Source organism: Paenibacillus sp. N3.4 (genome assembly GCF_008017805.1).
GTDB lineage: Bacteria > Bacillota > Bacilli > Paenibacillales > NBRC-103111 > Paenibacillus_E.
This window is the reverse complement of record NZ_VRTT01000088.1, coordinates 13,051-27,877: the sequence shown is the minus strand read 5'-3', so window position 1 is coordinate 27,877 and position 14,827 is coordinate 13,051. Positions and strand designations below refer to the sequence as shown.

Here is a 14,827-nt window from a genome sequence, read left to right as displayed (position 1 = left end):
GAAAACCAGTTATCCGGTCTTAGCTATCGTTTCCGATAGTTATCCCAGTCTTATAGGCAGGTTACCTACGTGTTACTCACCCGTCCGCCGCTAAGCATTTCCCGAAGGAAACACTTCGCTCGACTTGCATGTATTAGGCACGCCGCCAGCGTTCGTCCTGAGCCAGGATCAAACTCTCCATAGTAGAAAAGCTTAATTGCTCATTTGCGTTGCTAGCGAGATTTTACAATCTCTTTTTGAACGATTGCTCGTTCGTGCTTACTCACTCGTTGTTCAGTTTTCAAAGATCAATTTCTTTCGCTCACTACCGCATTACCGAAGCAGCGAGATGTAATATACCATATAGAAAATTCAATTGCAAGTGTTTATTTGATCCATTCTTAACAAATAATATTTTATGCTCATCGCTTTAGATAAGATCCTAGATGATCACGCTATTATCTATGTTTGAATGGCGGATTAGCAATATACCATGGTTTTAATAATATTACAACCTTTCATTTGTCATGCTTCTTCTATTATATAGAACGTAGTTATTCCAAAGGACAGTCCAGACTGCTGTCTTCCTGGATTCTTGTCTTCCGTGTATCAGATCTACCGAAATTAAAAAAGAGAGCGCGGAAAATCGTCACCCTCTTCAGAACTACCCAATTCCGATTATTAAACGTAATCACGATCGCTCTCTATTTGACGTATTCGCATCGCTTTTCAGCCATTATAACAACTTGAATTTAAATGGCTCCCAACGAATAATTAACGGACGCATTCACACAAGTTGGAAGCGCTTGTCGTAAAAGACCTGCCAATAAATTATCTGCAGCTAAATCAGCCATGCGATTTCTCGTCTCGTACGTTGCACTGCCTACATGCGGAGTTATTAAAATATTCGGTAGGCTGAGCAAAGGGTGGTCTCCCGAAATGGGTTCCGGGTCTGTGACATCCAGAGCGGCGTAAGCAATTTGTTTACTCTTTAATGCTTCGTAAAGAGCCACCGTATTCACGATAGCCCCTCGGGCAGCGTTGATGAAATACGCGGAGGGCTTCATTCTGGCAAACTCAGCAGCTCCGAACATGCCCCGGCTTCGATTCGATAAAGGAACTAGGCATATGATAAAGTCGGACTCTTCCAGCAATTCGCTAAAGTCGACATATCTGGCTTCGAGCAACGTATCGTCCATTCGTTTTGAACGGTTATAGTAAATAATGTTCAAACCGCTGGCCCTAGCTCTTCTAGCTACTGCGGACCCGATGTCCCCCATGCCTACGATACCAAGAGTTTTCCCAAACAAATCTACGCCGTATGGCGGTCTTGCATCGCTACCCCAATTTCCTGATCTAACGAAATCCCAGCATTCATGAATTCTGCGAGCTGCGCTGAGCAATAAAGCAAAGGTTAAATCTGCCGTTGCTTCGACAAGCACGCCAGGCGTATTTCCAAACGGGATTCCCCGCCTTGTGCATGCATCTATATCTATATTGTCGTATCCTACCATGGACTGTGCTACTACTCTTAACCCAGGAGCATGAGTCAACAGTTCCTCATCTACTTGTATATCACCAGCACAGAGCAAACCCTCCGCATCCTTTACCCACTCCAGTAATAACTTCCGTGGGATCGGTTCAGCTTCTTTCCATAACTTGACCTCACAGTGCTGCTCAATCCTGGTCATCGCAGCAGGCCAAGTTTCTTTTGTTAAAACAACTTTATAGGCTGCCATTAAGATTGCTCCTTTCCAAACGTGAAATGATGGCAATGATCAAGTTTACCTGACCTGACCTCTCACCGCTTGAATCAATCTGAATAATTGTACAGTTGTGCTCCTAAGATTATATCGAGTTACAACGATCTCCTTCGCTTGTTCAAGCGTCATTGGCGCATTGATGATGGGAAAAAAAGAAGTAATGCCTAGATCGTTCAACGCTGTGGCCTCTTTGGTCACTCCCCCGGCTAACGCAATAACAGGAATACCTTGCATTTGCGCAAGTGCGGCAACCCCCAGCGGAGCCTTACCCATCGATGTCTGTCCATCTAGTCGCCCTTCGCCTGTTATGACGAAATCGACCCCTTCAAGCTTTTCCTTTAAACCGATCCTGTCCAGCACCAGCCCAACACCAGGCTTCATCTCTGCCTTCAAAAAAGCAGCAAAGGCCGCTCCTAGCCCGCCAGCCGTACCCGCTCCGGGGATATCTTGAACATTTACACCTAATTCACTCTCAACGACGCCAGCAAACATGGCTAAGCCACGATCCAACTCCTCAACCATCGTGGGATTCGCTCCTTTTTGAGGGGCAAACACATAGGCAGCTCCGTGAGGTCCATACAGTGGATTGTTGACATCGCAAGCAATTTTAAACTCACATTGTCTTAATTCCGGAAAAACATGGTTCACATCCATGCGCTCAATTTTCCCTAGAGCTTTCCCGCCTTGACCGACATCATGACCCTCTTGATCCATGAAACGGTAGCCCAAAGCCTGAAGCATCCCCACACCCGCATCGTTCGTTGCACTTCCGCCAAGTCCAATAATAAATTCATGGCAGCCTTGCCCAATCGCATGTAAAATGAGTTCGCCTACTCCATAGGTGGTTGTAAGCATCGGATTCCTGCATTCCTCAGGCACAAGCGGCAATCCACAGGCCGCCGCCACCTCAATGACGGCTGTTTTTCCATTACCCAAGATGCCATACGATGCCTGAACGGGTTCAAGAAGCGGACCTGTGACCTGAACGGAATAAAGCTGTCCACCTGTAGCGGATATAAGCGCTTCTACGGTGCCTTCTCCGCCATCGGCTATAGGGAAACTAACGATATCCGCATCAGGGTAAACCTCTTTAATACCTGAAGCGATCTCTTTGCTCCCATCCTTCGATGAAACGCTGCCCTTAAAAGAATCAATAGCGATCATTACCTTCATGAAATCAAACCTTTCCTTATACAAACTTAGGCAACCACTCCCCATGAGCTTCTATTAAATCATCACACATAGCTACGATATCATCAATAGATAATTCCGCTGCCGTATGCGGGTCAAGCATCGCTTCATGGTAAATATGCTCTTTTTTCCCTGTAGCCGCAGCTTCCAAGGTTAATAGCTGCGTGTTTATATTGGTTCGGTTCAATGCAGCAAGCTGCTGAGGCAGGTCCCCTATATAGGTTGGTGTAATGCCACTTGCATCGACCAAGCAGGGAACTTCGACTATCGCTTCCTTCGGAAGATTCGTTATCAAACCGGTGTTCATCACATTGCCGCCGATTTTGAACGCCATATTCATGAGACCTGACGTGATCCAGATTTCCCGGCTTGACCCGTTCACTGATTTCCTGCTTAGCCATTTGCGAGGCGATCGTCTCCTCAATCTGTTCAACTACCGGAGCATTGAAGTGCTGGCGGATCTTGATTATCTTTGGCAAAGCCATATCGACCGCTCCTTTTCAGAGTTCAACCTATCAATTTGTTCATAACATTATTTTAGCATAACGCTAAGTGCCTAAATATGAGCATAATCTACGATAGAAGCGCTCTTTTTTCATATTAGAACCTTAGAGTGGCATCTTTTTAGGTCGGAGCCAACTAATTGCGATTCCATGGGATATGCCAGATTTCCGAGTCCACTAAATATCTCGTTTCTACAGGAAGCCTATGGTAAAATAGACTTGAAACGCCAATGGAGCACAGGAGGACCCTACGATGTATAAACTGTTAGTCATTGATGATGAACAGGCAACAAGAAACAATATTTGCACGGTTTTTCCATGGGAGGAACTAGGGTTTCGAATCGTCGCTTCAGCGGAAAACGGCAAACAAGGGCTCGATTTTTTATCTAGTCACGAAGCGGACGTGCTGCTTTGTGATATCCGAATGCCGGTGATGTCAGGCATTGATCTAGCAGCTGAGCTGTACCAACAGAAAAGGAAGATCAAGATTGTTTTTTTGAGTGGCTATAGAGATTTTGAATATGCGAAGAAGGCACTCGATTATGAGGTGAAGAACTACATCGTCAAGCCTGCCCGATACACGGAGTTGACCCAGGTTTTTACCAAAATCAAGCATGAGCTCGATCAGGAGCAAGCCGCCCTGGAAACGATTCGTGACCACGCTGAGGACAAGAGCAAAGTCGCTCAAGGAATTAACATAAATGACAAAATCATTAAAAGCGTAAAGCAATTTGTTCAAGAGAACTACAAGGAGGCTACGTTGGAAGCGGCAGCGTATCTCGTACATATGCATCCGAATTATCTCAGCCAACTGTTTAACAATAAAACCGGTCAGTACTTTTCGAATTATTTGATTGAGGTCAAAATGGAGAAGGCAGCCGAGCTGCTGAACGATATTCAGCTAAGGACATTTCAAGTCAGTGAGATGGTCGGCTACAGCAACGCGAAAAATTTTACGAGAACGTTTAAAAAATACTTTGGCAAAAATCCCCGTGAATTCAGAAATAGCGAGGCCACGGACGACTTAGACTAAAAGAAATCGGTGAGCCAGCCAATGAAATTATCCCACTTTCTTCCCTCTTTCTTTACTAGAAAGCTGTTTATCAAAAATTTGCTTTTACTCCTGCTTCCTCTGTTAATCCCTTTGGCGATTTTGGGATCCATGTCAATCCTTATCACGCAGAACTATGTCAAGGAGGACATCAATAACAATAATTTGAAGCTAATCCAGCAAGTGATTGATAACATCGAATTAACGTTTTCAGACCTGGATTCGCTTAGTCTGATCTTCAAAGAGTATCCCGATGTCATTACCCGATTGAAACCCATTCTGAACAATCCCACGGTATCACTGGATGATCTCGCAGCATTGAATTTGATTAAGAGCTACCTTGGCGCATCAGCAAATGCGAAAAGCTACATTCATTCCATTTACGTTTACTATAATAATGGGGCAGACCAATACTTGTCTTCTAACGATGGGATTGTCACCTTTGCCAACTCGCTGGATACCGAATGGTATGGGCACTTTTTGAAAGCCGATAATCAAACCAACATTTGGACCGAACCCAGGGTTATCAAGAAATACGAATTTGAAGAAAAGGGTACGCCGGTCATTACCATGTATAAAAAACTGTTTCCCATTGACGGCGTCCTCGTCCTGAATATCCGCTCGGATGCGATCCAAAAGGTGCTTAGCAACGCCGCAGCGATGCCAGGACAGTACAATATTATTTTCGATGAGCACAATCATCCTCTATTAAGTGATGGACTGGCAGCTCTCTCTGATATCCGATTTGAAGAGCTGTTGAGCTCCCAACATAACTTCTTTACTTGGAAATCCGGAGGGAAGGACTACATGGTGACGAAGCAAGTTTCCAAGAGATTAGATTGGACGGTCTTGTCTATCGTTCCTCAAGAGTCGATCTACAAAATTCCGTTCCAATTAAGTACACTATCGCTCAGCCTATGTGCCGTTTCATTCATCTTGGGTTTAATCCTAACCTTCTTTTTCACTGTTCGAAACTATAATCACATCTTCAGTATCGTATCGATTCTGGACTCTGCGGAAAAAGGCAACCCTCTTCCCTCCCTTCCGAATCGGATCAACGATGAGTATGGGTATATCATTCATAATATTTTGAAAACGTTTATCGAGCAGAGCTACTTGAAATTTCAGCTCTCCGAGCGAAAATATAAGCAGAAAACACTCGAACTGCTCGCGCTGCAGTCTCAAATTAACCCGCACCTGCTCTATAACACCCTCAACGCTATCTATTGGGAAGTCATGAAGTTTACGGGCAAGCCTAATCAAGCTAATTACATGATCGAACACTTAACGGACATCCTCCAATATTCCTTAAGCGATCCCGAGCAGAACGTTATTTTGGCGAAAGAAGTCAAGTATACGGAGAGCTATATTCAGATTCAAAAATTTCGTTATCAGGACAAATTTGATGTACGCTGGGAGTACGACGAGGAAGTGCTTGCGCTTCCGGTAACCAAGCTTATTTTCCAGCCGCTCATTGAAAATTGTATTTATCATGGCATCAATGAGAAAGAAGGAAAAAGCGGGATCAAGATCAAGATCGCCCGTACCGGTTCTCTTCTGAACATCACTGTCATCGATAACGGAGTTGGCATCACCCCTGATAAATTATTGCAAATTCGTGATAAGCTCCAGAAGGATGGCGAGTACACCGACCATATCGGACTTTACAACACGAACAAGCGGCTAAAGCTGAATTACGGTGATACATACGGGTTGAACATTCGAAGCAAGCGCAGCTTAGGTACAATAGTCTATATCACGATTCCCATCTAAAACTAGAAACCCCGCGTACAAACGACTATCGTTTGCATCACGGGGTTCTGCTTTCATGTAATCAAGATATTAATTAATAACAACATTGTCAAAATCAGCGTTGGCCAACGTTCCATCCAGATTGGAACAAACGAACATTCCAACGTAGATACTGCTGTTCATCGTGATCGTTTTCTGATTCATTTGTGTGAAAGTTGTGCCATCCGCAGAATAATAAGTGGTAAATGTGTTCCCCGTCCGGTTTACTCTTACATACAGCGGTGGGGTGCCTCCTGCAAAATCGATCGAAGCGCTGGCAGCGCCGGCTGTTAAGCGAGAAGAGCTCTTCACCCGATTCTGGCCGTTATTCGGACTCCAATAGGCAGTCATATGCTCGGAATTTGCAGCTAGCGTGTTTCTTGCCATGATCCCAAACTTGGAGTAGGCCGCCGGTGAGCTCGGATTCGCGAGCCGAGCAGTTAGTGTAAAGTCCCCGCTCACTTGCTTATATGCGTAGTGAAATTCATCTACTGTACCAGACACATCGGCTCCAGAGCCTTGCAGTGAATATTTCCCGCTGCTGTAACTCGTACTGCCTTGAGCTCCAACCGTCCCGACATCCGCTGCCACCCAACCGGAAGGGAGAACGCTTGACCCATGAGGGAGGATCGAAACCCCTTCTTTAGCAGTAAGAGATAATGTGACTTTGGAGTTGGTTATCGGCAAAGTTTGTTTAAACGTCAAACCATTTAGTCCAATATTGAATATGTCCACTGAGGCAACGCCTGACCAGTCCGATGGCAAAGTCCAAGCTGTATTCGTATAACCGTTGGTGCTCCACGCGATGATTTCTTTGCTCGATCTCCAAAGTGCAGGAATAAACACATCGTTATTCGTTCTTAGCGTATTACCGTTCTGAGTTATGCTCACAGGATTGCTGCTAAGCACATTATTGCTGAAGGTGACCGTCGACCCATTATCAGAAATCCGGTTGAGGCGGTTTAGGTAATACCAAGGTAGTGTCTTCGTGCTGAACTGCTCCAGAAATCCACTTAGATTTGTCGGATCACTAGCGACAATATCCTGACCAAGCATTGTTTCACCAAAACGCGGATTGCCTCCATCTCCTCCGACATATAGACTTGCCGGAATTTCCATCTCCCTATTCATTCCGTAATGCCATGCCATAGGCTGCAGTCCAATTAAAGGGTTGATCCGGTAATTGCTATCGAATTCAGCTGTGACGTCAATTCCCTTGCTCCGCCAGTAGCGAATGATCTTTTTCTGGGTATCCGCTTCGACCTGCTTCGTAATACCGTTATGATCCCGATGCCAAGGAGAGATGTCGTTGCCGTCGGTAAACGTCCCAGGCAAATATTGATGAAATGCATCGATATGAATGGTTCCTGCCTGAGCGATAGGAAGCATAGCGATGAGATCGTCTATCCGCTTCTGCGTATAGTTTTTGCTAGTGCCAGGCACCTGCGTAGTCCATTCCCTCGTATAGCTGAGGGCATTTCCCCAAACATAGGATCGAATGGTACCGTCGGCGTTTCTTGCAATAATATCGTTATCGAGATACGTTTGCCAGAGCGGTCTATCCGAGCCGTCCGAAAGCGTCGGTGGTGCGGCATCCAGCATATTGATATGCAGGCTCACCGTCGTATTGTACTTCGAGGCTTCGCTCATCAGCCAACGGAGACTATCTGTTGCCGTTGCATCTCCAGGTCGTTTCAGATGGTCATCCACTACACTCCATGCTGGGAACCCCGTATCTTTCCCGGTAAACTGCCAACCAGAGAGGTAAATAATTTTCGGGATACCGCGTGTCAGATTATCGATCTTCTTAATCACTTCCAAAGCTTTCTCGAAGGTTAAGTAAACCTTTTTGTCCTTTTCCATTGTGAATTTCAACGTCAGTGTTTGACCGTAATTATACGTAAATGGAACATCTGGCGCCATTTTGACCGTAATCGGTACTGTATTCGACTTGGTGGTTCCGCTTAGGGTCACGCTTGCGGTTAAAGTGACATTCCCCGCCTTTTTAGTTTCAGCCCGGACATTGCCTGAGTTATCTACGGTTGCCAAATCGGTGTCGCTAGAAGTAAATGTCTTGCTAGCGCCTGAGAGATTCGCAGCGGTGCCGTCGCTCATCAAGCCACTAACCGTTAAGACGGCAGTACCATCAAGGTTCAGCGTGCTCTTGCTCGAGGTGACGTTGACTGAAGCCAACGTGGGTGCGGCATAGGCGGTTAAAGGTACGGACAAGGTCAACAAAACAACAGACAGGAAAAATGCGGAAAACCATGAGACATATTTCCGTAATGAATCAACTCTTTCCATGTTTTACTCTCCTTTTTCCTTGAATTGTCTTACCCTTTCAAACCGGTCGTGGCAATGCCTTCAACGAAATATTTCTGGGCGAAGAAGAAGATTAGGATGCAAGGAAAAATGGTTACAATGGCCATAGCCATAACTTGATTCCAACTAACCAAGCCAGATACATCGATAGACATTCTTAGACCGAGAGCAAGCGTATAATGCTTTACACTGTTGATGTAAATTAACGAGTCGAAAAAATCGTTCCATGTCCAAATGAATTGGAACAGTCCAACCGAAAATAAAGCTGGCTTACTGAGAGGCAGTAAAATTCGAAAGAGAATCGAAAAGGAATGGCAGCCATCCATATAGGCAGATTCATCCAATTCCCTCGGTAAGCTTCTAATAAATTGAATCATCATGAAAATGAAAAAAGGATAACAGGCAAAAGCTGCAGGGACAATAAAGGGAAGATAGCTATCAATCCATCCAAGGTTTTTGAACATGATGTATCGCGGAATGACCAGCACCGCATTAGGAAGCATCAAGGTAGAGATCATAATCGCAAACAGGGTTTTTTTCATTGGAAACCGGAATCGAGCAAAGCCGTAAGCCACCAGAACGCTGGATAACACGGTGAAAATGACCGTCGGCACAACCAACCATAGTGTATTGATAAAAAAGTTACCGAAATTATATTGACCGCTTCCCGCCCAGCCTTTGGTATAAGAATCCCATATGAATTTCTTGGGCAGCAATTGAAGTGAGCTGAAAATTTCACTGTTGTCCTTGAACGTGGCAAACAATAACCAAATCAGAGGGTAAATGATCACGAAGCAAAAGGCGATAAGAACGAAGTAGGTGCTTATTTTGCCAATTAACGTCTTCACTTAGAAATCACCTCCGTCGTCATAGTGTATCCACTTCCTGGAGGTGGAGAAGATGAGCAGCGTGAAACCCATAATGATCAGAAACAATATCCAAGATAACGCTGACGCGTATCCCATTTTCATAAAGCCGAAACCGTCCTGATACAATTTCATTCCATATAACAATGTGGATTTCATCGGCCCCCCATTCGTAATGACAAAAGCTGCCGTGAATTCCTGAAAAGCGTTGATCGTCTGCATGACCAAATTGAAGAAAATGATAGGTGACATCAATGGAATAGTAATGATAAAAAACATTCTCCCTCGGCTGGCTCCATCTACTTTCCCCGCTTCATACAGCTCTTTGGGAATTTGCTTCAAGCCGGCTAGGAACAAGACCATGGAAGAACCGAACTGCCACACGGTTAACAGGGAGATTGTGAACAGCGCAATCCTTGGGCTGCCTAACCAATCGATTGCGGAATGGACAACGAAGCTAGCGCTTCATTGACCATTCCTTCCTTCATAAACAGAAACCGCCATAGAATCGATACGGCCACGCTTCCACCCAGAATCGAGGGCAAATAATACAGTGTTCTGAACAAATTTACATACTTTAGTTTGACATTCACGAGTACGGCGATCAACAGGGCGAACCCCAGCTTGAAGGGTACCGCCATTAACACATAGAGAAAAGTGATCTTCAAAGATTGAAAAAAATCGTCGTCTTTCATAAACATATGGACATAATTATCGAAACCAATGAAGTTAGGTGACTTGCGCATCGTATAATCCGTGAAGGAGTACCCCAAGGAAGTGACTAAGGGATACAGCTGAAACAAAGCAAATCCGATAATCCATGGAGTGATGTATAGGAGACCTACCCATTCCTTTTTGTTGAAATCCGACAGTTTATTTATCATGGTTTGTTCCACTCCCAACTGCTTATCCTTATTTCTTAGCTGCGGATTTCAGTTCCTTCAATTTATCTTGATAACGGGTAATCATATCGGCGGCGGCCTGCTCCGGTGTCAGCTTTTTGTAGGCGACCTTCTCTACGCTATCGATGAGTATTTTGATGAGCTCCTCATTATTGGACAGCGCGTTATAAGGCGTTCCTGCTTTTTTCAAGGCTGCGTCCGTTGCTTTCACCGCAAGTGGATCGACTTTATTCGCGTCCACCAACGATTTGCGGATCGCTTCAACCGCCGGTAAGCCTCTAACATCGGTTAATAACAGCGCTGCGTCTTTGTCGTTGAAGAAGAAATTCATGAATTTGATGCTCTCCTCGATCGAAGCAGACTTACTATTAACGACCATTACCTGGGAAGGTCGGACCTGGAAGCCGCTATCCTTGGCGTTTTTTGCAACTGGAACAGTTGTCACGTCGGTTTCCTTCTCCATCGGTTTCTTCGTTAGAGGTAGATTGGACACCCAGTTGAACATCCCGGCAATTTCTTTATTCAGCCATTTCGGATTCGTCTCGGCTTTACGTTGGAACAGGAAGCTTTCCTGTGCCGGCTGCAGCACGCCGTTATCATATAACGACAACGTATATTTGAAGGCGTCGGTCAGAACTTCTTTATCAAAGCCCATCGTGAAATCATCATCTTTAATCCACTGCTGTCCTGTTTTCTGGATCACGTACGGTCGAATGATCATATCAGCGAAAACACTTTGCTCTGCGTTCAGCAGGTACTGTCTCGGATTTTTGTCATGCAGCTTCTTGCCTTCAGTAACCAGCTTTTCCCAATCCCAATCCTGATTGATTTCAATGCCGTTTTGTTTGAACATGTCTTGATTGACGATGAAGGTCGTTGCGTTAATACCGGTCGGCAGGCCTAACAATTTATTGTTGAACACAGTGTAATCCTTGAGAAATTTATCATCGAACCCCTTAAGATCAAGCTTATCCTTGTACTTGTTAAGATCGACCAAATAATCCGCGTTTCCTAGGTCCTTGACCCAAGGAGCATCGATTTGAATAATATCCGGGGCTGATGCACCGGCCAGTTGCGTCACCAACTTTTCGCGATACCCGTCAAAACCACCGTATTCCGCTTCGATTTTGACATTCGGGTTCTTTTTCATGTATAGGTTAATGGCATCTAGCGTTCCTTTGTGACGGGCATCCCCACCCCACCAGGAAAACCGGAGTGTAACTTGCTTCGGTGTCTCCGTTTTATTGTTGGTAGATGTTGGTGCAGTAGTCTGTGACGTATTGCTATTGCTTTGACATCCGGTCATGACAACACCCAACAAGGTGATGGCACAGGTTGCACTGAGTATCCTTGCATTCCATTTCATTTTCATCGTCTTTCCCCCTCAAGGATCTGCTTTTCGTTTGAAAGTGCTTACAAAAATATTGTAACACCGTAAAATGGTGAAAAATAGGTATCCTAACTTATATAAAGTATCATTTTCTAATGGATTGGGTTGGGAATAGGGGAGGTAATTTTACCGACATGCTATCAATGCTCCATATGTTAGTTGCAAAGTAAAGGCTGAACTGTGTTAACTGTATTGTTTATTTATCAAACTAAAGCATGCTTACCCAATATGGAACTTACCCCCGTCAAGTAGACAACATTAGAGAAGCATCCTTTTAAGGTAAGCGTCAAATAGCCCCCACCTTGTTATCAAGTTGAGGGCTATTTGACGCTTACTCCGCACCTGTTTCTCGAACCAAAAAACCTTCCTTTACTCAGGCTTTAACTAATCTATTACTTGACTTAAAAATGTACACAGAACGAACTCTCACATTCAATCACATTACACCATTCGACAAATTCCGAATATTTCCTTTTTCCCCAATTTAAAAATAGAGAATTTGCACTGATTCAAGACTTATGACTATCTCACTTTCTAAACCTTGATTTATGAGGCGTTATTGGATAATCTTGATTCCCTGCAAAAATAGAAAAACCGAGGAGAAGCAGGAGTGGACACCTGAGTCTCGCTCGGTTTTGAGACAAACAATTTAAACTTTGGTTTTATCTATGATGGAAATTTTCATTTCTACAAAAACGTACGAATTCTCATATTTAGTAAGTCTTTATAACTGCGGTCGGCGGTGTCATATCGATCATAAAACTAATCGTTTTCGCGGCCTCTTCATTTCCTGCATGGTCTGCCGAGGGATACCTCAAGGTATAATTACCATCTTTCCATATGTTTGAATATCCCTTTACGTGCGCCCATGCGGGTCGCACGTAAAGGGCAGTCGAAGTAATAAGTTCGGCTGCACCCTGCGCCATGAAATTTATGCTGCCTTATAATGCTTGTGCATCCCGAATCAGATATTTGGCGGCAGCCGTTGAGACGTGTTTCCCACTCTGCGCCTGCACCTCGTTGATGAAAGCACCTAGATTCCCTTCGTCCAGTTTCTTCTGCAAACTGTTTGAAATTCCGCCGTTATCAATCCATCCACTACCCGTAAAACGTGTGACCAATGCCTTTAACGAGGCAATGCTTGTAGTGGTTTGAAATGTCACCGATTGGATCGAACTATTTCCTGCCGTATCAGCTGCTGTTACCATCGTTACGTGTGAACCCAGTGACAAGGTATAGAGAGGAATTGTGGTTCCCTGCTGCATGTTTGACCATCCAAGGTCAAAACAGTCTTACCATTATCAACTCCGGATAAGTCATCCGTAACCGTAAACTGCGGTGTCATGTCATCCGCGTCGCTATAAGATTGAGCTGCCGGTGCGGAAATGGAAATCGTGGGAGCTACCCTATCCACGTTGAAGCTAATCGTCTGTGATATCTCTACATTTCCTGCATGATCTGTCGACCTATAGCTGAAGGTGTACTTGCTATCCCGATCAAACGTTAATGGCACCATAAAGGTCTGCCATGTGGTTCCGCCATCCAAGCTATACTCTGTCTTCGCCACACCCGACAAATTATCAGTGGCGCCCAATGTTACCGTGACCGGATTCACGTACCAGCCATTCTGTCCGTCCGGCAGTGCAGGTGACAAGGTCGCTGTTGTGACAGGGGCTGTTTTATCGACATTAATTGTCAATGTTTGTGCAACTTCCACATTACCCGCTTTATCTGTTGAACGGTAGCTCAATACATTTTGCGCATCTTTATCTAAGGTTAGCGGATTCGCATAAGGCTCCCAGGTCGTTCCGCCATCCAAGCTATACTCTGTCTTCGCCACACCCGATAAATGATCGATGGCAGCCATTGTAACTGTAACCGGATTCACGTACCAGCCATTTTGTCCATCTGGCTGGGCAGGTGAAACAGCCGCAGTCGTAACTGGCAGCGAATTACCTACCGTTATCGCTATGCTTCCGACGAAGGGGCCATACGATGCTTGAATGATCGCGCTGCCTTCCCCAATCGCCTTCACTGTGCCATAAGTATCCACGGTTACGGTTGATGCATCGGATGAACTCCAAGCAGCCTTGCCGGATAAATCTACAAACCCGTTTGCCGTCAGTCCGCGGGCACCCAGAGTCTGTGTTTGCCCCTTTGTCATACTCGTTTGAACTGCTTCAACAACTAGCCCATTCAACGTCCATACTTTCCCATATTTCGCCGGATTTTTATCACTTCCAATCCCGCTGCTCCACTCAAGCCATCCAAGCCGACCGCTGCCATTATTGTTGTTGACCAGCACCGACAGTCGAAGCGGATTTTTCGGATCATGTACATAAGGATACAATTCAGAAGAATTCACATGGATATAATAAGTCGTTTCATTGGGGACCGTTTGATCTACCTTTAATGAAGCGTACTGTGCTACGCTGTTCCCCGGTGTCCAATTTGTTGGCAAATTGCCGCCAACAAAAGGCACCAATTGTTTATAAAGCACGGGGCCCTGCGGTGTCAATGCTGCCTGGAATTCCACCTGATCTCCCGTAAAACCCTGTCCGAATGTATCGATTGCGAACTGTACGCTGTCCCCTTTCCAGAAGCTTCCGAGTGGATTATCTTGAACAAATGTCCCATCCTTCACGCGAACGATCAGGTCCAGTCCGCTATCCGAATATCCCGCCGCAAATGATGCGTCAAAATCCGCCGGTTTCGTCGGCTGGGCTGCTGCTTTATAAGCCCAATTATCGGTAATCCAAACCGCATGGTCAGCGACTTCTAAAGTGGTAGGATTGAAAAGTTGTCCGCTGGTTCCCTTCGACTCAGGCACAACGATATGATTCGTATTACGATCGAAATCCGAGATCAAAAACGGCTCTGAGATCGGAAGTAGGGCTAGTGCTGCGCTATTCGCATTACTTATCCAATATACCTTGCCAGGACGTACGCTTAGTGTGTTATTGGCACTTTGCGTTTTGCCCTCCCAGTCCGTAACGAGAGTCTGGTCAGTGAACGCAGCCGCTAGACGCGCATCAATCGGAGCTTCTGAGGATGCGTCAGACCACAAAC

The 14,827-nt window shown here is 45.2% G+C and carries 12 protein-coding genes, 1 rRNA gene and 1 pseudogene; 2 read left to right on the top strand and 12 right to left on the bottom strand.

All coding sequences use genetic code 11. The features are described from left to right. The 4 genes and pseudogenes from FU659_RS29825 to FU659_RS29810 form a co-directional block, all read right to left on the bottom strand. Positions 1 to 184: ribosomal RNA gene (locus FU659_RS29825) — 16S ribosomal RNA — on the bottom strand; the annotation flags it as partial. Between the two features lie 547 nt (positions 185 to 731). Beyond that, positions 732 to 1,718 carry a 2-hydroxyacid dehydrogenase gene (locus FU659_RS29820; RefSeq protein ID WP_147950902.1) on the bottom strand — a complete coding sequence of 329 codons (987 nt, stop codon included), beginning with the start codon at positions 1,716 to 1,718 and terminating at the stop codon, positions 732 to 734. A gap of 45 nt (positions 1,719 to 1,763) precedes the next feature. Beyond that, complete coding sequence (locus FU659_RS29815; RefSeq protein WP_147950901.1) at positions 1,764 to 2,915, bottom strand: glycerate kinase family protein; 1,152 nt, start codon at positions 2,913 to 2,915, stop codon at positions 1,764 to 1,766. A 16-nt stretch (positions 2,916 to 2,931) separates the two neighbouring features. Next, positions 2,932 to 3,270: pseudogene (locus FU659_RS29810) on the bottom strand (family 4 glycosyl hydrolase); the annotation flags it as partial. A 419-nt stretch (positions 3,271 to 3,689) separates the two neighbouring features. On the opposite strand from FU659_RS29810, the gene FU659_RS29805 reads away from it, so the two are divergent. Further along, positions 3,690 to 4,469 (top strand): response regulator transcription factor, encoded by a 780-nt coding sequence (locus tag FU659_RS29805; RefSeq protein ID WP_147950900.1) that lies wholly within the window; start codon positions 3,690 to 3,692, stop codon positions 4,467 to 4,469. A 9-nt stretch (positions 4,470 to 4,478) separates the two neighbouring features. After that, positions 4,479 to 6,260, top strand: a complete 1,782-nt coding sequence (locus tag FU659_RS29800; protein ID WP_222708673.1) for a sensor histidine kinase — start codon at positions 4,479 to 4,481, stop codon at positions 6,258 to 6,260. A gap of 69 nt (positions 6,261 to 6,329) precedes the next feature. Here the strand turns inward: FU659_RS29800 and FU659_RS29795 are convergent, their stop codons facing one another. From FU659_RS29795 to FU659_RS29765, 8 genes are all read right to left on the bottom strand, one after another. Beyond that, entirely contained in the window at positions 6,330 to 8,582 is a 2,253-nt protein-coding gene (locus tag FU659_RS29795; protein WP_147950898.1) for a DUF1349 domain-containing protein, read from the bottom strand. A 29-nt stretch (positions 8,583 to 8,611) separates the two neighbouring features. After that, a complete protein-coding gene (locus FU659_RS29790; protein ID WP_147950897.1) occupies positions 8,612 to 9,448 on the bottom strand; it encodes a carbohydrate ABC transporter permease in 837 nt (278 codons plus the stop codon). After that, entirely contained in the window at positions 9,449 to 9,850 is a 402-nt protein-coding gene (locus FU659_RS38475) for a carbohydrate ABC transporter permease (protein WP_315971385.1), read from the bottom strand. A gap of 41 nt (positions 9,851 to 9,891) precedes the next feature. Beyond that, positions 9,892 to 10,350 carry a carbohydrate ABC transporter permease gene (locus FU659_RS38470; RefSeq protein ID WP_315971384.1) on the bottom strand — a complete coding sequence of 153 codons (459 nt, stop codon included), beginning with the start codon at positions 10,348 to 10,350 and terminating at the stop codon, positions 9,892 to 9,894. A gap of 28 nt (positions 10,351 to 10,378) precedes the next feature. Then, positions 10,379 to 11,740, bottom strand: a complete 1,362-nt coding sequence (locus tag FU659_RS29780) for an ABC transporter substrate-binding protein (protein ID WP_222708672.1) — start codon at positions 11,738 to 11,740, stop codon at positions 10,379 to 10,381. 731 nt (positions 11,741 to 12,471) lie between these two features. Continuing rightward, complete coding sequence (locus tag FU659_RS29775; RefSeq protein WP_147950896.1) at positions 12,472 to 12,684, bottom strand: hypothetical protein; 213 nt, start codon at positions 12,682 to 12,684, stop codon at positions 12,472 to 12,474. A 15-nt stretch (positions 12,685 to 12,699) separates the two neighbouring features. Next, complete coding sequence (locus FU659_RS29770) at positions 12,700 to 13,023, bottom strand: hypothetical protein (RefSeq protein WP_147950895.1); 324 nt, start codon at positions 13,021 to 13,023, stop codon at positions 12,700 to 12,702. After that, positions 12,969 to 14,825, bottom strand: a complete 1,857-nt coding sequence (locus FU659_RS29765; RefSeq protein ID WP_187274491.1) for an OmpL47-type beta-barrel domain-containing protein — start codon at positions 14,823 to 14,825, stop codon at positions 12,969 to 12,971. The genes FU659_RS29770 and FU659_RS29765 overlap by 55 nt, the downstream gene beginning before the upstream one ends. Between the last annotated feature and the right edge of the window lie 2 nt (positions 14,826 to 14,827).

Bases quoted from the DNA above. Each gene is read 5' to 3' on its own strand.
- FU659_RS29820 (WP_147950902.1), bottom strand. From the start codon at position 1,718: ATGGCAGCCTATAAAGTTGTTTTAACAAAAGAAACTTGGCCTGCTGCG.
- FU659_RS29815 (WP_147950901.1), bottom strand. From the start codon at position 2,915: ATGAAGGTAATGATCGCTATTGATTCTTTTAAGGGCAGCGTTTCATCG.
- FU659_RS29805 (WP_147950900.1), top strand. From the start codon at position 3,690: ATGTATAAACTGTTAGTCATTGATGATGAACAGGCAACAAGAAACAAT.
- FU659_RS29795 (WP_147950898.1), bottom strand. From the start codon at position 8,582: ATGGAAAGAGTTGATTCATTACGGAAATATGTCTCATGGTTTTCCGCA.
- FU659_RS38470 (WP_315971384.1), bottom strand. From the start codon at position 10,350: ATGATAAATAAACTGTCGGATTTCAACAAAAAGGAATGGGTAGGTCTC.
- FU659_RS29780 (WP_222708672.1), bottom strand. From the start codon at position 11,740: ATGAAAATGAAATGGAATGCAAGGATACTCAGTGCAACCTGTGCCATC.
- FU659_RS29775 (WP_147950896.1), bottom strand. From the start codon at position 12,684: ATGGCGCAGGGTGCAGCCGAACTTATTACTTCGACTGCCCTTTACGTG.
- FU659_RS29770 (WP_147950895.1), bottom strand. From the start codon at position 13,023: ATGCAGCAGGGAACCACAATTCCTCTCTATACCTTGTCACTGGGTTCA.